Annotated in this window: 15 protein-coding genes and 1 pseudogene; 10 read left to right on the top strand and 6 right to left on the bottom strand. The window is 42.4% G+C overall.

Annotated features, from left to right (window positions below):
- Positions 1-9: 9 nt before the first annotated feature.
- Entirely contained in the window at positions 10-1,257 is a 1,248-nt protein-coding gene (locus OKW21_RS18340) for a M14-type cytosolic carboxypeptidase (RefSeq protein WP_277481846.1), read from the bottom strand.
- Positions 1,258-1,385: 128 nt separating this feature from the next.
- On the opposite strand from OKW21_RS18340, the gene OKW21_RS18335 reads away from it, so the two are divergent.
- The 5 genes from OKW21_RS18335 (at position 1,386) to OKW21_RS18315 (ending at position 6,209) form a co-directional block, all read left to right on the top strand.
- Positions 1,386-2,162, top strand: a complete 777-nt coding sequence (locus tag OKW21_RS18335; protein ID WP_277481845.1) for a phytanoyl-CoA dioxygenase family protein — start codon at positions 1,386-1,388, stop codon at positions 2,160-2,162.
- Positions 2,163-2,309: 147 nt separating this feature from the next.
- A complete protein-coding gene (locus tag OKW21_RS18330; protein ID WP_277481844.1) occupies positions 2,310-2,948 on the top strand; it encodes a CPBP family intramembrane glutamic endopeptidase in 639 nt (212 codons plus the stop codon).
- 73 nt (positions 2,949-3,021) lie between these two features.
- Positions 3,022-3,471: a DinB family protein gene (locus OKW21_RS18325; RefSeq protein WP_277481843.1), complete on the top strand. Its 450-nt coding sequence runs from the start codon at positions 3,022-3,024 to the stop codon at positions 3,469-3,471.
- Positions 3,472-3,515: 44 nt separating this feature from the next.
- A complete protein-coding gene (locus tag OKW21_RS18320; RefSeq protein ID WP_277481842.1) occupies positions 3,516-4,985 on the top strand; it encodes a sulfatase in 1,470 nt (489 codons plus the stop codon).
- A 351-nt stretch (positions 4,986-5,336) separates the two neighbouring features.
- Entirely contained in the window at positions 5,337-6,209 is an 873-nt protein-coding gene (locus OKW21_RS18315; RefSeq protein ID WP_277481841.1) for a carboxypeptidase-like regulatory domain-containing protein, read from the top strand.
- A 147-nt stretch (positions 6,210-6,356) separates the two neighbouring features.
- On the opposite strand, the gene OKW21_RS32770 is transcribed toward OKW21_RS18315, so the two are convergent.
- The 4 genes from OKW21_RS32770 to OKW21_RS18300 all read right to left on the bottom strand — a co-directional run bounded on the left by OKW21_RS32770 (position 6,357) and on the right by OKW21_RS18300 (position 7,325).
- Positions 6,357-6,482, bottom strand: coding sequence for a transposase (locus OKW21_RS32770; RefSeq protein WP_420870142.1), 126 nt, complete (start codon positions 6,480-6,482; stop codon positions 6,357-6,359).
- Positions 6,479-6,790, bottom strand: a complete 312-nt coding sequence (locus OKW21_RS18310) for a transposase (protein ID WP_277487737.1) — start codon at positions 6,788-6,790, stop codon at positions 6,479-6,481. Before OKW21_RS18310 ends, OKW21_RS32770 begins: the two co-directional genes overlap by 4 nt.
- A 211-nt stretch (positions 6,791-7,001) precedes the next feature.
- Positions 7,002-7,181 carry a helix-turn-helix domain-containing protein gene (locus OKW21_RS18305; RefSeq protein ID WP_277481838.1) on the bottom strand — a complete coding sequence of 60 codons (180 nt, stop codon included), beginning with the start codon at positions 7,179-7,181 and terminating at the stop codon, positions 7,002-7,004.
- Between the two features lie 9 nt (positions 7,182-7,190).
- Positions 7,191-7,325: a hypothetical protein gene (locus tag OKW21_RS18300; RefSeq protein ID WP_277481836.1), complete on the bottom strand. Its 135-nt coding sequence runs from the start codon at positions 7,323-7,325 to the stop codon at positions 7,191-7,193.
- Positions 7,326-7,417: 92 nt separating this feature from the next.
- Here OKW21_RS18300 and OKW21_RS18295 point away from each other — a divergent pair, with 92 nt between their 5' ends.
- Positions 7,418-7,567 carry a transposase gene (locus OKW21_RS18295; protein ID WP_277481834.1) on the top strand — a complete coding sequence of 50 codons (150 nt, stop codon included), beginning with the start codon at positions 7,418-7,420 and terminating at the stop codon, positions 7,565-7,567.
- 312 nt (positions 7,568-7,879) lie between these two features.
- Here OKW21_RS18295 and OKW21_RS18290 read toward each other — a convergent pair.
- A pseudogene (locus OKW21_RS18290) lies at positions 7,880-8,412 on the bottom strand (transposase).
- Positions 8,413-9,051: 639 nt separating this feature from the next.
- Here OKW21_RS18290 and OKW21_RS18285 point away from each other — a divergent pair.
- The 4 genes from OKW21_RS18285 (at position 9,052) to OKW21_RS18270 (ending at position 20,590) form a co-directional block, all read left to right on the top strand.
- Positions 9,052-16,365 (top strand): type I polyketide synthase, encoded by a 7,314-nt coding sequence (locus tag OKW21_RS18285; protein WP_277481832.1) that lies wholly within the window; start codon positions 9,052-9,054, stop codon positions 16,363-16,365.
- Between the two features lie 130 nt (positions 16,366-16,495).
- A complete protein-coding gene (locus OKW21_RS18280; protein WP_277481830.1) occupies positions 16,496-17,197 on the top strand; it encodes a 4'-phosphopantetheinyl transferase family protein in 702 nt (233 codons plus the stop codon).
- Positions 17,198-17,328: 131 nt separating this feature from the next.
- Positions 17,329-18,720, top strand: coding sequence for a GAF domain-containing protein (locus OKW21_RS18275; RefSeq protein ID WP_277481829.1), 1,392 nt, complete (start codon positions 17,329-17,331; stop codon positions 18,718-18,720).
- A 148-nt stretch (positions 18,721-18,868) separates the two neighbouring features.
- Positions 18,869-20,590, top strand: a complete 1,722-nt coding sequence (locus tag OKW21_RS18270) for a PP2C family protein-serine/threonine phosphatase (RefSeq protein ID WP_277481828.1) — start codon at positions 18,869-18,871, stop codon at positions 20,588-20,590.
- Positions 20,591-20,599: the final 9 nt, after the last annotated feature.

The following is a 20,599-nucleotide window of genomic DNA, read 5'->3' as shown; positions in this document are numbered from 1 at the left end:
CTACTTACCTTATTCTACCGCGGCTACCAAACCATTCACGACTCCGGCGCCCAGCGCCAGCCAGTCTTCTACTGACCTTCTGGCATTGAGTTTTTCTACTTCCTCCACCTTTAGCTCCATTAAATAAGCCGGAACTTTCTGTTCAGCCCAGAGCGCCTGATTGACGGTCATACGTCCTCGCTTACCTTCGGTAGTGGTGGCGGGCATCTCTCTGAGTCCCTGCTCATCTTTAAAAGAAGTGTTTTCTGACATATATTTAAAAAGTTTTTGCCCCACTGCTAAGTCTGGTCCCTGTATGTAATCAGCGGCTTCGGTATTGTGCAAGGTAAGGAAGATATCAATCTTTTTACCCTGCAGCAGCCAGTTGACAATGGCGTTTTTCTGGGCATAAATTTCCGGCATTTCTTCTGGAATGACCAGGTCCCAGTTACGATTGAGATCATGACCGAATTTATTGAAGCGCACTCCGCCACGCGCTACGCCATCGGGGTCGGCCATCGGCATGATCTTGAATATATTTTTGTCAAGCAGCTTTTTACCATCTTCAGATTCCAGCAGGTATTTAAATGCACCTTCCATCACCCAGGAAGTACCAGACTCCCAGGAGTGCTGACGTGCCATCAGCCAAATGATATTTTTGTTTCCCGGAGCACTTTCGGGATTAGTGATGGTAAGCAGGTGCAAAGGGTTTTGGTCAGCACTTTCACCAATCTTGCTCATTTGTACAAATGGATCATCCTGGAATGAGTTCAACAGCCGTTCAAGGCGTGCGGTGGTGTATGGTGGCTGATGCGCTATCCACATTTTATTTTCTTTGGGTTGAATTTTCAGGCGCAGCTCTACCTTTTCTTCATTCCATTCCACTTCTTCCTTACCTAGATGTCGCCATTCTTTAAGGTCATAGCTGATCACTGGTCGGGTTTCAGAAGTAATGGCATGTGCACCGGGCTTGTAATTGTACTCACCTACGAGATTGGTCAGGTCAATGGTAAGTGTCTCTCCTTTCGCTCCATCAATGCGAAAGTAGTACCAACTGGCCTGCCGGTTTCGGCCTTCCGAATCAGACTCTCCGGCTACAGCACATTCCCAGTGGTTATCTGCAATTTGCCGCACTTCACCCAGCCTGCCTCCTTCAAAATTGGTTCGGATAGACATGTCAACGTTTTGATTTACGTTTTGGTCAGAAGAATTCTGGCAGGCACCACTTACGAATAGCGTAAGCAGGAGTAGGCAGGGGCTTAGGTGTAGATTCATCATGACTGAGTATTCTAAATATACTTATGGCAATATAGTATCTTGACTGACTATTTCCAGTGCTCATAGAATGAGGAAGGTAAAATGCACTGAAATTGTTAGATTAGCGCAGGAAGAAAGTATTGTGCAGGATGCTAAGTGAGACCCATATACAGCAATTTATTCATGAAGGCTTTGTCCGGCTGGAGCACGCTTTCTCAAAGGCGTGGGCAGAAGAAGTACGCAAAATTTTATGGCTGGACATAGCTGCTGAGCCTGATGACCCTTCCACCTGGACTCAGCCGGTGGTGAGGCTGGGCAACTACCATCAGGAAGCATTTCGCAAGGCGGTTAACACCCCATTGTTGCATACTGCATTTGACCAGCTGGTAGGAAAAGGCCTTTGGCTCGCCCGAAACGATTTAGGAAGCTTTCCAGTCCGCTTTCCCGGTGCTGATGAGCCCGCTGATACCGGTTGGCATGTGGATGCCAGTTTTCCCGGGGATAACCCAAATGACTATCTTTCCTGGAGAATCAATGTACGCTCCAGGGGGAGAGCGCTGCTTATGCTCTTTCTTTTTTCTGATGTCAGTGAAAAAGACGCGCCAACACGCATAAGAACCACTTCTCATCTGGAAGTAGCCAGACTGTTGGCGCCATATGGAGAAGAAGGATTAACGTTTATGAAATTAGCAGAAAAGCTTGAGACAACAGCCCACTGTCAGGAGGTAGGGGCGACGGGAGAAGCGGGTACGGTCTACCTCTGTCATCCCTTCCTGGTTCACGCGGCCCAATCCCACCATGGAGAACATCCGCGCTTTATGGCACAGCCTCCACTTCTACCTGCTGAGGCTTTCCAACTGGAACAAAAGGGAGCGGTCTATTCTCCGGTAGAAACAGCGATTCGTATGGGGCTTGAAAGTGAATAGTTCAAAAGGAGAATTACAGCTTTCGTCCATGAGCTTACTACAGGCAGGATATTGTAGAGTGTTTAAGAGCTTTCATTTGTAAATTAGATCATAACATTTTCAGAGCAGGGGAGTACTGTGTATTTAACTGCTTCAAATAAACTATATATGGCATTCTCCCCTGGAAAGTGGTATTACTCAAAATCATTCAAAGCTACGGAACTCACTCTGTTTTATCTGGTTTTGCCCCTGTTGACGAAGTGGTTTATTTCCGGAATGTATATCATCATACCGCTCCTCAGTACAGCAGTGCTATTTTTTTTCTTCTTGTGGAATGATCCCACTTTTGAAAATAAAATACTCTATATCCTCAATAAGTATCCCTGGAAGAAAGCGGCATTACGCTTTGTGTTTCTTGCTTTAATCGCAGTAGGATTTACCTGGTATTTTTATCCTGAGCTGTTTTTTCAGTATCCTTTACAAAACACTCATAATTACCTTTTAACATTAGGCTTGTACCCCTTCCTTTCAGTGATTCCGCAGGAAATAGTATACAGAAGTTACTACTTTCATCGCTACAGGGGTTTGTTTTCACAGCAATGGTTCTTCCTGTTTAGCAATGCTTTGCTGTTCGGTTTTTTGCATGTGATCTACAACAACTGGTTTGCACCCATCGCAGCCTTTTGCTTTAGCTGGGTTTTTATTTACAACTACCTCAAAACCAAAAGCCTGGTCAATGTTTGTATAGAGCATTATTGCTATGGCTTAGTACTTTTTTCCATTGGACTTGGCAAGTTTTTTAAGTAGCTGTTGGTATAATTGATAAAGGCACTACATTCCTGTGCGAACGCAAGTACAACATTAACCAATAAAAATAAACATGGATACATTAAAACTTCTGGCAGACACTAAACACAAAACTTTAGCATACTTTGAACTTCCTGAGTTTGATTTAAGCAAAACGTACGGAGATGGAAAGTGGAGCATACAACAGATTCTGGTACATCTGGCAGATACGGAAACTGTTTTGTACGAGAGGATCAGGAGAATTATCGCCGAACCGCGGCAGGTCCTCTGGAACTTTGACCAGGATGCCTGGGAAGAGGGCTTGGATTACAAAACCTACCCTTTGGTACTCAGCAAAAATCTCTATGTTTCTGTCAGGGATAATATCATCTACCTGGCGGAGCAACATTATGAAGCTTTAGGTGCGAAAGAGTATGTGCACAGCGATACCGGAGTCAGGACGCTGAAAGATGAATTTGACAAAGTAGCCAGTCATAATCTCCATCATCTCAAGCAGGTAGCGGTAGCATTGAAGAAAAACTAGTTATTTTTCTATATTGAAAATTGAATTCAACCTGAATCTGTTTCATGAGAAAAAAACTATTCCTACTCCCTGCCTTATTGTTAAACTTTTGGGTAAGCAGCATGTATGCTCAGTCTGAGCAGCCCAACATTTTATTCATTGCCGTTGATGACTTCCGTTCTGAAATTGACCCCGAAACAAAAGCATTTATTCAAACCCCCAACCTGGATCGTTTAGCTGCTCAGGCTTATACCTTCAATCACCATTATGTACAGGTGCCTACCTGCGGGGCTTCCCGTTTTGCCCTGCTGACCGGGATGAGGCCTTCAGTCTCAGGTCATCTTTCCAATAGCGCTATCGCTGATAATATGATTGGTAAGCCAGAAGAAGAACGGCCGGAAAGCTTTGTTCACCATCTGCGGAGAAATGATTACTACACCGTGGGTATAGGCAAGATGAGCCATTCAGCCGATGGGTACTGGTACGGATACACTGAGCCGGTATCTGAGCAGAGAGAAATGCCCCATAGCTGGAACGAACTGTTGTTTGACTACGGCAAATGGGGTACCGGCTGGAATGCCTTCTTTGGCTATGCCGATGGCAGCAACCGGCAGGGCATGAACCGGCAGGTAAAGCCATACGAGAAAGGCGAGGTAGAGGATGAAGGTTATCCTGATGGGCTTACTGCTGGCCTGGCGGTTGATAAGATCAAAGAGCTGAAAGACAAAGACCAACCCTTTTTTATGGGCGTTGGATTTTTTAAGCCGCACTTGCCCTTTACTGCTCCTCAAAAGTATTGGGATATGTATGAGCGGGATGAAATTCCACTGTCTCCGGTGTCTCATATTCCTGAACATGTAAACCTCAAGAGCCTGCACGGCAGTGGAGAGTTTAATGGCTACCACCTGAATGATGAGGAAGCCGGGCTGGACCATGCGGTGTCGGATGAGTATGCCCGCAAGCTTCGTCATGCGTACTTTGCCAGTATTAGCTACTCCGATGCACTCATTGGTAAAGTGCTGGACGAACTGGAAAGGCTGGGGCTGGCAGAAAATACCATTGTGGTAGTATGGGGAGATCATGGCTGGCATCTGGGAGATCAGTTGGTGTGGGGCAAGCATACGCTTTTTGAGCAGGCGCTCAAAAGTACACTGATGATCAAAGTACCCGGTATGGAAGGTAATGCAGCGGTCAATACAGTGGTAGAAACGGTAGACATTTATCCGACGCTCATGGAACTCAGTGATATTGAGCCTGCTTATCCTACCGATGGTGAGAGTCTTATGCCTCTGCTTCGTGAGCCTGCTCAGGGTTCAAATGAGCTGGCGTATAGCTACTTCAGGAGAGGCGCTACTGTCCGCAATGCACGTTATCGCCTCACGAAATACTTCAGGGAAGAGGAGCCACTGATTGAATTATTCGACCATGTAAACGATCCCTACGAATCTGAAAACATTGCTGAAAGTCATCCTGAAATCGTGGAGGAATTGATGCCTCTCCTGCAAAAGGAATACAATGGTTTTTATCAACAATAAATTAACATTAAGCATTATTCTGATTTTCTTTTATGGAAACAAAAGAACGTATAGCACATTATTATTTGTCATTTCGGAGTGCAACCATCGAGGAGTGACGGAGAAATATTTACCATCCTCCTAACTCTATGATTTTTATAGTGGTAAAGATCCCTCCGCGTTGCTGCGGGATGACTCATTCAATTTCTTTTGATTGTGCAAACAGTAAAAAATCAGAATAATGTCTATTAAACCTTTATTGATAATATTGATCTCATTACTTCAGCAGAAGTAAAATAAGCTGGCGAACTATAACAATAGCCCTTTGAGTTTACGTTAAAAGAATGATGTTGTGTATCAAAATCCGCTTCTATGAATAAGTACGTAGGGTACTTTATATTACTTTTCTTACTTCTCCCCTTATTATCATTTGGGCAGGAGGAGGAAAAGATCATTATAGAAGGTAGGGTGATAGATGCGGATTCTTTGCAGGTATTACCTTCGGTGCATGTGAGGATACAGAATTCTAATCTGGGAGGCGTTACCGCGGCCGATGGTCGTTTTAAGATCAGGGTGAACGCTACCGACTCTATTGTCTTTTCCAGTGTGGGTTACAAACCTTACCTGATCGTTCCGGCAGATATTACTCCCCAGAGCCTTAAAAATCTGATTATTCGGATGGAGCCGCAGGTTACGGTGCTGGATGAAGTGAAGTTTAAAGAATACATAGACATCACCAAATACATTCCACGTAACTATGACAGCACGGTAGATTTGAGAAGGTCACAGGGTACACCTATGTTAGAACATTGGGAACCTGAAGAGAAAAACGCAGTGGGAGTAGGCGGTGGTGAAAATGGTGCGCGGCTGGAAGGGGCGGTGACCGCTTTTGCCAATCTGTTCAACAGTGAATTTCAGCAGCACAAGAAGCTCAAGGAGATTATGGAAATAGAAGAGGAAGAGCAGCGAAACCAGTCTATCCAGGAAGCCATGACCGACAAGTACCAGGCGATGGTTTCGGTAGCTGCCAAGCTAAACCAGTACGACATCCAACGCTTCACAAACTTGTACATGCCTCATCCCTTTGTCATGATGGATATGACAGATTATGAAGTCATGGCGGGAATCGTTAGACACCTGAGAACTTTTCAGCCTCGGCCCGATCCACTGGAAAAACTTTTGGAAACCGGTACATTTGAGGGACAGGAAAGCAACAAACAGCCACTGAATCCTCCTAAGCCTTAGTCTGCGGTCCGGAACATTAAGTAAGTGGACAAAACTAAAAGGGTAAATCAGAGTTTTGAAAACGGATTCTATATTCTTTACCAAAACTCCTAAGAATTCTTTTTACGGCTTTGGTAAGCCTACCCTAACTTTTGTAGTTCTCTGACTTCAGCCACCTATACCGCCGTCGGCGGCCCAGTTCATTTTCCGCCAAAGAATCTCAATATAGTTGAGATGGAGACTGTACTTCGGCAGAAAGAAGATATACAAATCCTGCTCTTGCCATTGTTCTATCCAAGCATAAACAGCTTGGCATCGATGAATAGGTGCCCCCGCGCGGCATTATCTAATATGACGACTGTAGGTCTATCAATGGTCTGAATAAAATCCTCCATACACCGTACTACAAAATCTCCCGTAGTCGTTTCCTCGGTAGGATAGGCTGCTAAGCGGTTGTCTAAGCTCATGAGCCCAAATATACTTAGCCGCTTACTGTCTTTAGGCACCAGCTTTATTTGCTCTCCCTTCAATTGCCAGCCATAGGGGACGGTGGGAGTAAGACAAAAACCTGCCTTATCCCGGTGGGGACCACGGCAAAGAATAAGTCAGTATTGTTGTTCTGGTATAGCTCTATAAGTATTGATAAGCGCTCTACTTTGTCTTGGTACTCAGCAGGGTTTTGTCTTGCTTTCAGCGATAACCGGAAGCGCCGCCATCGGTAATGGCGCGGCCACCGCCAAGCTTTTTAAAAAACGCTTCAGTGTCTTCCTAGATACATCTACCTGAAGCCAATCGGCTAGCTCTAAGCGTACTTTATCTAAACTTTGACATACTTATCTTTATCTGCTTCTTTACCACCTGTAGATGCTCAGGATTATCCAAACGTAGTTTAGCCGGTCGGCCACGCCGAGGTTGATCTCGTAATCTCTTCAAGCCTTCTTTTTCCCACTGGCCTAACCACCGGCTCACCATATCCCGGTCGGCGCTAAACATGGCGGCCAATTAGTTGATCCGATACCCTTCTGCACTCAGCAATATGCTTTGACAACGAATACGAAAGCGATGAGTAGGGCCACTTTGGAATCTTTCATGCAGTTGCCCTTTCTCTTTTTCGGTAAGTTCAGTGATGTAACGCATACCAATAAGGCAGCATAATTAAGGCTTACCACATAACTTTTGTCCACTTACTTAAACTGAAGTTTTGAGATTTAAAATCAGTATTTTATCGGATGTTTCTGGATTTTCTTAGAAAGAGAAAAGTAGCGGGGATTGGTTTAGCAACTGCTGTAGCCCTGATATTGGCAACCAATAACTTTATGTCTTTTGCTGATGACCGAAAGTTTGCCTCCTATTGCGATGTAGCCCGGTTTGATTGGTGAGTTGAAAGCCTATTTATTACCAACGAAAGAAGGAAACCCCCTGTGTGCAACCACTAGGATGGTCGTCATTAACGCAGTACGAGCTAGGCTAATTAAGCGAGTTTTCGCTACGATAAACCAGGGTACTGAGTATGCGCTTAAAGCGGTACAGGCAAGCAACTTGAATTATTGTTGCTGCTATTACGCTATTAGAATGTGGGCAACTTAATAGAGTTATCCATATTCCAATACCCCACAGCGTAGAAATCACTTTCCTGAAAAAATTATATGAAGAAAGCTTATTTTTATCTTAGAATTTCGGCGGCCTTGGTTTTATACTGACTGCTTTCCTTGACGCGGAAGAGGATACCGTCTAGCCAAAGCACAGGATAAGGCATCCAGCGAACGTATCTGCCATTCCTTAACCGTATCCAGCACCCGTTCGGTGATCCACGATACTTGAGCAGCTGAGAAAGCTACCCCATAAATTCCATCTGTGTAGCGATGTCTCTAGTGCTCATACCATGGGCATAGAAGATCAGTATGCGCTCTTCCAAGTCAGCCATCACAGACTGGCGTTTAGGTACCACCTTCAGGGTGAAGCTACTGTGCCGGTTTTGGGGTACCGACACATCTAACGTCCCTAGTTAGCTTCTTACTTACTTGGCCTTCTTGCCATTGCGGTAACTATCTTGCTCATCACCCTGCCGATCATAAGGCGCATACCCAAGATGCTGTTCCATTTCCCCCTCCAGCATCTGCTCAATGACGGCTTTGTACATCTCACCGAAATATGCAGATATGTCCTGTTCAGACTTAAACTGACATAGAAACTCTTCATTTAATTTATGTTCTTTTGGTTTCACGTTTCAAGTGGTTTGTTTCAAATTTATAAACTTCCAATTTTACATACTTGCTGAAACATTACCCCTCGAAGAGGGAAGCACATTTACTTTTACGCTACCAAAGGCCACCAAAAGTATGTTATTCTGTTTTTAACGCCCATTTCTGTTCTACTGCTATCGGAATATCAATTACAAGCTTGCTGTCTAATCTCATTTTTATCTCATACTTATCTATCACTACTGTTTTACTGAAGGGGTTTTACTACGCCGTTGATATCTGAATTTACGAAAAAAGGAAGATTAAATACATCTAACTTTTTGATTTTCAGATAGTATAGGGGAATAGTACCTAATCAAACGCTACCGGATTTCTTGCTTTTTGGATTAAGTTAACAGGATCAATGCGTTGCTAACCGGCATTTCATCAACACTCATCTACATATTTATCAATGAGTATGCTATATTAAATTCCTACATCTTCAATTAATGATATATTGAGTTTTATTATTACTTAAGTAATTATTTCTCTGTTCTTAGCATCATATATATCTTGTTATAATTTAATTTTACCAACGTTTTCAAACATACCCACTCTCAAGACGGCTACTTTTCATATTTGAGATAGCATGATGTAGACGGTACTTATAAATTCATAAATTGATGAAGAACTACGAGAACGGAGTGCTAGATGCCCCGAATACCGCAAAAAATGAACCTATAGCAATAGTAGGTATAGGATGTCGATTTCCTAGTGGAAATGAGATCGACCAGGTTGCTAGCCCTAAGGAATATTGGGAGTTCTTAAAGCAAGGAGGCAATGCAATTACAGATGTTCCTTCAGATCGATGGTCTTTGGACGAATTCTATGACCCTGATCCAATTAAAGCTGGAAAAATAAAAACTCGAAAAGGCGGTTTTCTTAAAAACATTGGGGATTTCGACGCGAGCTTTTTTGGTTTTTATCCGGCTGAAGCTAATCGTATAGACCCTCAGCAGCGCATTTTAATGGAGGTGACTCTAGAGGCACTAGAGGATGCAGGAATCAAGTTAGAAGAGTTTTCGGGTACTAAAACTGCGGTATATGTAGGTATGTTCATGAATGACTATTGGGATATACAAACCTCTAGTTTACAACGTGATCAGACCAGCCCTCATGTAGCGATGGGTGCTTCTCGTACATCAGGAGCTAATCGCTTATCATATTTATTTAACTTAAAAGGTCCAAGCGTTACTATCGATACGGCTTGTTCTTCTTCTTTAGTAGGAGTGCATTTGGCTTGCCAGAGCATCTGGACAGGAGAAAGCGAGATAGGTCTGGCTGGCGGGGTAAATCTTATTTTAAGGCCGGAATCTTCTATTTTAATGTCGAAGGGAAACTTTTTGTCACCTGATGGCCACTGTAAGTCTTTTGATAGCCGGGCGAATGGTTATGTGCGGAGTGAAGGTTGTGGTATGGTACTACTAAAGCCTCTATCACGAGCCGAAGCAGATGGTGATCATATTTATGCTACTATACTTGGGTCGGCTGTAAACCAAGATGGATACACCGAAGATGGTTTTACGGTGCCTAGCGTGAGCTCACAAATTGCTATGTTGCAAGAAGCCTACGAAAAGGCGGGAGTAAACCCTAAAAATATATCCTACGTTGAGGCGCACGGTACAGGTACACCGGTGGGCGACCCTATTGAGACAAAGGCTTTTGGAAAAGTGATTGGAAAAGATAGGGCTGAGGATCAGAAATGCTGGATGGGTTCGGTAAAAAGTAATATTGGACATCTTGAGGCGGCCGCAGGTGTTGCGGGTCTGATAAAGCTATCATTGGTGCTTAAAAACCGCTTAATTCCTCAAAACTTACATTTTGAGAATCCTAATCCGAAAATCCCTTTCGATGAATACCGATTGCGAGTACCTACCAGGCAGGAGTCTTTGGATGGCACCGATAAACCGTTAATTGGAGGGGTCAATTCTTTTGGTGCGGGTGGTACCAATGCCCATATCGTTTTACAGGAATATATACCCGTTTCACAATCAGATTCGGACACAAAAGGAGGAGACAAAGCCCGGCCTTTCAGTATATCTTCTAAGAGCTTAGAGGGGTTGAAGACTAGTGTGAAGAACTTTATCAATTATCTAAAAGATACGGAAAACAACTTTGAGAATATATGTTATTCTGCTGCTACCCGTCGGACTCATCACGACCATCGGTTAACGGTTGTCGCTCATTCTAAAGAAGAATTAGCTGAGCATTTAATTGCCTTTCTTCGGGATGAAAGAAGGCCGGGAATGAGTTACAATAAAAGAACTTGGAAAGAAACTCCTAAAATTGGATTTATCTACTCAGGGCAAGGCCCTCAGTGGTTTGCCATGGGGCAACAACTCATTGCGAAATCACCGTTATTTCGTGACGTTATCCTTAAGATTGACAAACTATTTTCTCGGATAGCTGACTGGTCGCTATTAGAAGAAATGAATAAAGATGAAGAGTCATCTCGCGTTAGCGATACGCGAATTGCCCAACCAGCTATCATGGCAATCCAGATTGCGCTTACCGAACTCTGGAAATCCTGGGGCATCAATCCTGAAGGTTGCGTTGGCCATTCTATTGGTGAAATAGCAGCGGCGTATACTGCCGGAGCATTGACTCTTGAGCAGGCGGTTGAAGTTATTTACCATCGTAGTCGCGGACAAAATAAAGCTACTGGCAAGGGAAAAATGCTCGCGGTAGCCCTTCCATTACCAGAGGCTAAAGAATTTATTAAAGGCTTTGAAGATCGGGTATCCATTGCGGCAATTAATGGCCCTGAGATGCTCACATTATCAGGCGATGTTGAGCCGCTAGAAATTATTGCTCAGCAACTGGATAAACAGGACGTGTTTCATCGGTTCTTGCGGGTAAATGTACCTTTTCATAGTCACCACATGTTTCCGCTTAAAGAAGAGCTAATCTCTTCCTTAAAAGATCTGACACCTCACGAGGCATCAACTCCATTGTATTCAACTGTATCGGGAAACCAAGAAGATGGAAAGCACTTAACCAGTGAGTACTGGTACAAAAACGTTAGAGAAACAGTTTACTTTACCGACGCCGTCCAAAGTATGATTGATGACGGGTATGATGTCTTCATTGAGGTTGCCCCTCATCCCGTACTAACCGAAGGAGTGTTAGCTCTGCTTCGTCAAAACGACAGAAATGGCAGTTTGATCGTTCCTTCGCTGAGGAGAAAGGAGGATGAAGTAGTAACTATGATGACTTCTCTAGGAAAGCTTCATACTATTGGATATCCGGTAAGTTGGTACAAGCAGTTTGGCTCAGATGCTAAATATGTGCGCTTGCCCACTTATGCTTGGCAACGAGAGTACTGCTGGTTTGAAACTAAAGAAAATGCCCAAAAGCGATTGGGAACAAAAGTACATCCACATCTTTCGGAAAGCATCCAATCAGCAATACAAAACCAGCACTTTATTTGGGAAGTCGATATCAATCCAGCTAAACATAATTATATTGACGATCACAAAGTGAACGGCGATATAGTGTTTCCTGGTACTGGGCACCTAGAGGTGGCTTACGCTGCTGGAAAAGCATCATTTCCGGATAGCTTTAGTCATTTGGAAAACATTAAGTTTGAAACTGCATTATTTCTTTCCGAAGAAAATATGCCAACTATCCGCTTAGAGATATCATCGGACAATAAGAAATATTACCTATGTGCTCAAAATTCGGCAGATAAGTCACTATGGGATCAGTATTCTTCGGGAAGGATTGTAGGTGAGTCTGAGGACTTTCGTTCTCAACCCAAGGTGCTATCCGATATCCAGAAAAATTTTTATCTACCAATCTCGGTATCTGATTATTATCTGGAGCTTAAGGAGGGCGGACTGCAGTACGGGGAGACTTTTCGACGAATAAAGAAACTTTGGGCGGATAAAGATAACAGTACAATATTAGCCCAGCTTTCACTTAGCAATCGTTGTACCCATGAAGCGGAGAAGTTCCACTTTCATCCTACACTTTCCGACGCTTGTTTACATGCTATTGAATACGCCGGTAAATGGACCAATGAAGAAGAAAAAACGGGCATCTATCTACCTACGTACATAGAGAAATTTAAGGTTCATCAATCTCCCGAGAACAGCGTGTACTGCTACATTGAAATCAGTGATGTTCACGCCGAGTATCTCAATGCCAATTACTGGATTTTTAACGAAGATGGTACGCTAGTTGCCGAGATTCAGGGGTTAGAATGTAAGTATATTGATGGTTCTCGGGGCGAAGTTGAGAGGGAGCGCCACGAAGGTATGTACGAGTTTGCCTGGGAGAAACTGGAAGATGAGTTACAAACAGATGTGCTTGGTCAGTCGGGTAAATCATTAGGTGAAAAGATAGCTATTTTCGCTGAACGGGGCGATATTTCAGAAAAGTTGATAAACCGCTTTCAGGCTGACGGATTATCCCCAATCCTTATCTATCAAGGAGAACGTTTCGAAGAGATCAGCAAACAGCATTATATCGTTAATCCTAACGAACAATCAGACATACAGCAGGTATTCCTCACATTGCTAAATAAAGATATATTAGTCGATAAAATTATTTACCTCTGGGCACTAGCTCCTCAAGATGAGAAGAATATTGAATCCACAGCTTTTCAGAGTCAGCAAGAAGCTCTGATCAATGCCTTACTCAATACGATCCGGTCAGTTGTCTCCCAGGGGTTAGAACCGACAATTCAAATAATTACTCAGGGAGTAGAATTAATTTACGAGGGTGACTCGGTCAATATTAGCCAGGCTGCTATCTACGGTATCTCTCGAGTGATGATGAATGAATATCCGTTCATTACTACTCGTATTGTTGATATTAGTAGCAATACTACAGAGGAAGAATTGGATTGGCTTTACCAAAGCATACTGAGTAAAGAGACGATTCAATATCCCGAAATGGCACTTAGAGGTAATGATAGGCTGATACGCACCTTAATAGAAGTATCTGAAGAAACCGCTGAGGAGTCATGTGTATACCAACTACCTGCATCGGGTGCAAATTTCAGAGCTACGTTTGAAGGACAAGGGGAAAGCAAACGAACTGTTTTTCGCAATACTTACCCTACAAAACTTGGTGAGAATGAAGTAGCGATTGAAGTCAAAGCTACCGGATTGTCGCATCAGGATTCTGTAACCATGAGTGATTTAAGTACCCAAGAAAGATACGCACTTGGTTGGGAATGCAGTGGAGTAGTTAAGGCAGTGGGTAATAAAGTTACTAAACTTAAGCTGGGAGATGAAGTGATTGCTTGGACTTCTGCTTGTTTAGGAGGGTACATATATGCTAACGAAAAACAAGTTGTGCTAAAACCCGGCAGTCTTAGCTTTAGAGAAGCAGCGGGTATCCCAGTAGCCTATCTCACTGCGTATTATGCCCTAAATAAGATAGCTCAACTAGAACGAGAGGATTGGATATTTGTACATGGTGCTACTAGTCCAGTTGGATTGGCTGTTATTCAAATTGCCCAACTAACCGGAGCTAATGTAATTGCGTCGATTGATGCTACTTCGGACAATACTTATGGGCGTACTTATCTTCGATCAATAGGTGTAGAACATGTAGTAGATACTTCATCCAATCGTTTTGCGGAGCAGGTACTTCGCATTACCGGAGATAGAGGAGTAGATGCTATCGCAAATATTTTTACGAGAGACAGTGTAATGGAAGGCTTCAAATGTTTAGTACCGTATGGTAAATACATTGACCTTCGTTTCGAACGTGAAAGAAAACTACAGTTTGCTACTCAAAGTGACTTATCGTATCATTCACTTAATATCGAGCACCTCTATACGCGCAAGCCGGCATTGAGCAGTACTTTACTACATGAGATAGTTCAGCTGTTTGATCAGAAGAAGCTGAAAGGTCTTCCGACTAAAGTATATCCAATTCAGGATTTGAATGATGCGGTTCAGAAAATGGTTAGCCAGAATGATACATATATCGGAAAAACAGTTGTTAGTCTCGGTAGTCAACCTATTAACGTAAAGCCTGCGTTGGATCTACAATTACCGTCAGATGCTACGTACCTGATCACCGGCGGAGCGAGTGGCTTTGGATTAACTTTGGCAAAGTGGTTGTCTACAAAGGGAGCTCGCCATTTAGCCCTTATGAGTCGGAGCGGTTGTAAGCTGGAGTCAGATTTCCAATCAGTAGACCGTATGAAAGCTGACGGGGTACAGGTATATCTAGCTAATGTGGATATCACTAACGAACCTAATGTTCAAAAAGAAATTGATAAGATTCGTCGAACGATGCCGCCAATAAAAGGTATTGTGCATAGTGCAGCAGTGCTCGATGACGCTACGCTTCAGAATACGGACTTAGATCGCTTTATGAAAGTGTTCAGACCCAAAGTTGTAGGAGCGTGGAATTTGCATATGTTAACTCAGAATGATTCACTTGATTTCTTCCTGATGATCTCATCCATATCATCTTTGTTTGGGTTGCCGGGACAAGCAGCGTATTCATCGGCTAATAATTTTCTGGATAAATTAGCCCATTATCGACAGTCATTAGGCTTATCAGCCTCCTCAATCAACTTAGGAGTACTAGGACAATACGCGGGTATGTCTCGGGATGGTGGGAATGTGATGAATGTACTATCCAATCAAGGATGGTTGCCTTTATCAGTAAAGCAGGTTACCGACAAGATTGAAAGTATTTTACTGCAAAAGCCCGCTCAGCGCATGGTTGCCAACCTGGACTGGTCACGGTTTAAAAACTTCTTCACTCACCTGGAGAATGACGTACGATTTGCGAAGTTTTTGAACCAAGAAGAGTCTTCGAATACGTCAGGGGCAACTTCTTTTGAAGATGAGATGCTGCATGCCTCCCCAGAGCAAAAACAGCGTATTTTGAAAGTAAAATTATCGGAGGCATTGGCAAAAATCCTGGGTACATCTGCCGAAAAGATTGATGCTGATCTATCGATTGCCCAGTTAGGGTTGGACTCACTTATGCTTAATCAGCTACGAAATTGGATTCAGCAGAAGCTAGGTATTAACTTCCCACTCATGAAGATTGCGAAAGGACCTAGTATAGGAGAGTTAGCGGCGATGCTAGTGGGTAGCCCTCCGGCAGAAGCTCCGGCAGCTCCTAAGAAAGAAAGTTCCAAAAATGAGGCTACTGCCGGTTTTGATTTGGGTGATGAAATGGAGATAGTTAATGAGTGGTTTGTACGTAACAAAACTAACAAGCAGGAGATAGAGCAAAGAATTTTCTGTATCCATCCGGTAGGAGCCGGGGCTACCATGTTCAGTCATTTCTTACTGAATCCTCCTAAAAACACCGATGTATTGTCGTTTCAGTTACCGGGTAGAGAGAACCGTAGTGAGGAGGCTCCTTACGAAGATATAGAGCAGCTTATTCCTGATCTAGCAAATGCCATCCGACCATACTTGGATAAACCATTCATAGTAATTGGGCACAGCTTTGGAGGTATCATTGGATTTGAACTTATCCGTTTCTTGTGGAAACACCACGGTATCAAAGCACTTCAGTTGTTTGTATCGGGAACAATTGCTCCTCAATTGACCCAAGACTGGAAGAAAACGGAGGCCATATCCAAAACAGCTATCCGGTCATATTCTGAAGAAAAAATCATCGGCATCCTTAATTATATAGACGATGTAGATTTCTTACGGCAGATACTCCCAGTTATGCGAAACGATATGCCATTGCTGATGAGTTATCGATACGCCGATTCAGGTAAGTTAGATATTCCTATTGCCGGTTTTGCCGCTTCTAAAGACGAAGTAGTGTCAATAGATGAGGTAGATGAATGGCGAACTCAAACTAGCAGGGAATTTACCTTAGAGGTATTAGAGGGAGATCATTGGTTCTTGAGTCGTAATCAAGAACTTATTCTGCAACGGCTGACCGAAGCTTTGGAGCAGAATAAGTTTTTTTATGAAAATAACGAAAGCGGCTTGTAGTATCTGAAAACTTAAATTACTACTCAGAAATTGAGTGGCGGAGTGGGTAAATTCAATTGAGAACAACAATAGTTTTCTCAGGTTTCCTAGTACTCTTTGCTCAGGTTGTATCGTATTAAATATATTGGCTTTGGTTACAGTTCTTGAAGTTTCGTTGGTGAGAAAAAATTGGCGAGGTAAAGCCCTGGTTGGAACAATGGATGCCAGTGAAAATAGCCCTTCAATCCGACACGAAACGTATCTGCATCCTGAGGAAATGGCCTACTACCAAAGCCTTCGCTACGAAAAGCGCCGTAAGAGTTATTTAGCTGGTCGATATGTAGCAAAAAAATCACTAGGGCGATTCTTGAACATTGCCTCGCTCAATGAGATTTTAGTTTCTCCAGGAGTTTTTGAACAGCCTATTGTAAGGGCCACTACCTGCAATCCGCCATCGATCAGTATTTCTCATACGGAAAACATGGCTGCCTGTGTGGTTTTTCCTAGAGAACATCCAATGGGTCTAGATATAGAAACTATTGAGAAGTGCAAAGCAGAAACCATTGAGTCACAACTAACAATTTATGAAAGACAACTTAGTGCGGGGTGCGAAATAAATCGTACCCAGCTTTATACCTATCTTTGGACAGCTAAAGAAGCCCTAGCCAAATTATTAACTACTGGATTGCTGGTACCTATGAGTATTTACCAAATTGAGGCAATTACTTCTCAAGGCAGGTTTATGGTGAGTTCGTTCACTAACTTTGAACAGTACCAGGTAATTTCATTCTCAGAAGGAGAAGTCATACTATCTATTGCCTTACCTAAAAATACGCAGTGCAGTTTTTCATAGAACAAAAGACTAAAAACAGTAAAAAAGTACATGGAGTATGAATGCTCAATTATCACGCTGAATAAGTAAATTTTGGTTGTAAACTTGAGATAATCATAGAAATATGGAAACAAACTTACCTGTTCATACGAATGAATACCGTAGATAAGATTTTCAACGCCGGAGCTGATTTCGATCACTTACCCAATTATCTTCGGAAAAAGGTTAAAGCAACTAATATAGTTACGCTGATTTTAGTATTTACTATCGCGGTTCCTTTCGTTATTATTTCACTAATATTTGCCCCCCCTCTCTTTTATATTCCTTTAGCTGGAGGAATCACTGGAGTAGGAGTAATCATTGTTAATACTTTGGGTGGTTTGAAGTACTCTCGCCTCTTTATTTCTATTCTGCCAGTATGGCAAGTGATGCTTTATAATAGCTACCTATGTGGTCCTGATGATCAGCCAATTGGAAGTCTTTATTTGGTGGCTATCAGTTTTATGCTGGCACCATTTATCATGTTTGACCTGCGAGAAAAAGTGTTTTTGTTTGGTTCTTTGGTAGTATGTTCTGTAGCTATATTAAGCTTTCCTATCCAAAAGGTTTGGTTTAATGTAGAGTACGACCCGGTGCTAATTAACGAATACATAAGCTTACTAAAAACAGGTTGGCTTAGCTACGTTACCACGGAGCTAGCAATACTATCGGCAGTGGGTACTATTTTGGGCTTGGCTATTCTTAACAGTGAGGCTGAGCGAAGAAGTGATAGCCTGAGGCGAGAAGCTGAGGAGCAGAAAGAGCAATTGCATGCGGAAAAACTACAAAGAGAAGTAGATCTTGAGCGATTGACTCAGGCACAGCAAGTTGAGCGAAAACAGCAATGGGCCTCGGAAGGCATTACGAAGCTATCGTATATTCTTCGGAGCAAACTAGATGAAAAAGAGATTTATGACCGAATAATTGCCATGACCGTCAAGTATCTCGAGGGTAATCAGGGTGGGTTGTATGTAGTACAGGGGGAAAAAAATACACAGGGACGTACTCAGATTGATCTGGTAGCTTGCTATGCTTACGGACGTAAGAAATATTCTGAAAAAACAATCTCTGAAGGTGAAGGCTTACTAGGACAAACATATTTAGAAGGTAAGCCAACCTACATGACCAACATTCCTGAGGGGTACCTTAAAATAACATCTGGGCTAGGTGAGTCTACTCCTAGAGCATTATTGATAGCACCTTTAAAAGTGAATGATGTTGTAGAAGGGTTATTAGAAATAGCGTCATTCAAACCGTTTGAAACTCACGAAATAGAATTCGTTAATAATTTAGGCGAAGGTATCGCATCGTTTATTCAGAATGACCGAGTGAATAAAAACACTAGAGTTTTGCTGGAACAGGCTCAGCAGCAATCAGAACAGTTAAAAGCACAGGAAGAGGAAATGCGACAGAATATGGAAGAACTAGCCGCTACTCAGGAGGAAATGCAGCGTAAAGAGAGAGAGTACCAAAAAAGAATTCAAATGCTGGAAGAACGCACGTGATTGCTTCTTCTATTACTCTACTATTACCATCTTATGTCTTCACCACTATTAAAGAGTTACTTTATACAAGAAACCAATAGATACCATTGGTATTTGAGTGGTGTAGTATTTTCGCTTCAGGCACTATATTTTGAACAATTGAATATTCATGAATCGGAATAGTAAAGTTATTAGTAGTTTTTTTTCAGTAGCGATCATAGTATTATTTTTTCGCTACATACTCTACCAGGAAGAAATTGGCAGAAATGGTGGATTGTACCACTCTATTTTCTTTCTTTCTATTCCTGTGGGTCTTTTTGCCACTCGAACTTTACTCAAATACAAAAAATCAGATTTTTGGTCTTGTATTCTAGCGAGTTACCATGCCGTCGCAGGAGCAGGGGTAAAGCCAACTTATCCTGAGTACTTGCAAAGAAAAATCATGATCTCTAACCAGGTTATGGTTTTATTAATATCAGCAGCAGGTATTCCTTTTATTTTAATATCTGTGTTCTTTTACCCGCCTACTACATGGGTGCCGGCTGTATCAGTTCTGTTTGGCATTATCTCTATTCTACTCAATAAGCAAGGTTTTATCTATATAGGTCGATTCTTTGCGAGTTTCGCACCATTCATAGCTGCTGCTTTATATAATGCTTATTTATCGAGGGCTGGTGAGATGCTCGTTTCTAGTCTCTCTTTATTATCACTTAGCTTTTCACTGGTTCCGTTTTTAGTATTTGACCTTAGAGAGAGAAGATATGTGCTTGCATCGTTTATTCTCATTGTTTTCACTTTTTTAATGAGCGACTACATAAATGCTTGGTTTGAAGTTGAACTTGATAATGAAGGGATGAGAACAGGATACCTAAGCGTAGCGGTGACGTTGGTATCTTTACTTAGTTGCGTGGGTAGTCTTTTAGTAGTGGCTTCTCAAAACCTTAATTCTGAATTTAGAGCTGAAATGCTGCTTCAACGCGCGGAGGAAAATGGTGCAGAGCTACAAAGACAGCAAAAAGTAATTCAGGAAAAAAATACGCAGTTGCAGAAGAGGGAAGGAGAGCTCCGACGCAATATGCAAGCTCTCCAGTCTACTCAGGACACGTTGGCTAAGCAAAAAAAGGCGTTAGAAATAGAATATAAAAAGACCAAAGAAGGATTGCATTACGCACAAAGAATACAGTTTTCCATACTGCCCGATGGTAAACAACTAAAGAGTATTATTCCGAATAGTTTTATTCTATATAAGCCGAAAGATATTGTATCGGGGGATTTTTATTGGATATCGCAGCACCAAGATAAGACGATTATTGCTGCGGTAGACTGTTATGGTCACGGAGTACCGGGAGCATTGGTCTCGCTCATTGGTAATAATTTGCTAAATGAAGCTATTTACGAAAACAACTTGCTAAACCCGGGCAGAATACTTGACTATTTAGATAAAGGCTTAAGCTTAAAGCTACGGCTAAAAGAAGGCAGAATTAGAGATGGAATGGAGTTGGGTATCTGTATGCTTCAGTCTTCCGGATCATCATTTAAGCTAACCTATAGTGGTGCGAAAAACACGTTATATGTAGTCTCAAATCGTGAATTATCTACCTTAAAGGGAGATCGGAAGTCAATTGGATTGATCAAAGAGGGATACAATTATTCTCAGCAGAAAATGCGGCTACATAAGGGGGATGCAATCTATCTGACCACTGACGGTTACATTGACCAACCTAATCCCGAACGGGAGCGTTTTGGTTCAGTTCGCCTTAAGGATCTTATTTTGAAAGCGTATCCTCAAACCATGGATCAACAAAAAGTGACCTTTACTCAGGCATTAGAAAATTACCAACAGGATACTGAACAGCGGGACGATATAAATTTGATTGGAATTAAAGTTTAACGAAACATA

It is taken from the genome of Catalinimonas alkaloidigena (genome assembly GCF_029504655.1).
Classification (GTDB): Bacteria; Bacteroidota; Bacteroidia; order Cytophagales; family Cyclobacteriaceae; genus Catalinimonas; species Catalinimonas alkaloidigena.
The sequence above is the reverse complement of the archived record's forward strand: the minus strand, read 5'-3'. Positions and strand labels throughout refer to the sequence as shown.

Bases quoted from the DNA above. Each gene is read 5' to 3' on its own strand.
- OKW21_RS18295 (WP_277481834.1), top strand. From the start codon at position 7,418: ATGTTTCTGGATTTTCTTAGAAAGAGAAAAGTAGCGGGGATTGGTTTA.
- OKW21_RS18325 (WP_277481843.1), top strand. From the start codon at position 3,022: ATGGATACATTAAAACTTCTGGCAGACACTAAACACAAAACTTTAGCA.
- OKW21_RS18285 (WP_277481832.1), top strand. From the start codon at position 9,052: ATGAAGAACTACGAGAACGGAGTGCTAGATGCCCCGAATACCGCAAAA.
- OKW21_RS18270 (WP_277481828.1), top strand. From the start codon at position 18,869: ATGAATCGGAATAGTAAAGTTATTAGTAGTTTTTTTTCAGTAGCGATC.
- OKW21_RS18335 (WP_277481845.1), top strand. From the start codon at position 1,386: ATGCTAAGTGAGACCCATATACAGCAATTTATTCATGAAGGCTTTGTC.
- OKW21_RS18300 (WP_277481836.1), bottom strand. From the start codon at position 7,325: ATGCGTTACATCACTGAACTTACCGAAAAAGAGAAAGGGCAACTGCAT.
- OKW21_RS18320 (WP_277481842.1), top strand. From the start codon at position 3,516: ATGAGAAAAAAACTATTCCTACTCCCTGCCTTATTGTTAAACTTTTGG.
- OKW21_RS18340 (WP_277481846.1), bottom strand. From the start codon at position 1,257: ATGATGAATCTACACCTAAGCCCCTGCCTACTCCTGCTTACGCTATTC.
- OKW21_RS18330 (WP_277481844.1), top strand. From the start codon at position 2,310: ATGGCATTCTCCCCTGGAAAGTGGTATTACTCAAAATCATTCAAAGCT.
- OKW21_RS18315 (WP_277481841.1), top strand. From the start codon at position 5,337: ATGAATAAGTACGTAGGGTACTTTATATTACTTTTCTTACTTCTCCCC.
- OKW21_RS18275 (WP_277481829.1), top strand. From the start codon at position 17,329: ATGAATACCGTAGATAAGATTTTCAACGCCGGAGCTGATTTCGATCAC.
- OKW21_RS18305 (WP_277481838.1), bottom strand. From the start codon at position 7,181: ATGTTTAGCGCCGACCGGGATATGGTGAGCCGGTGGTTAGGCCAGTGG.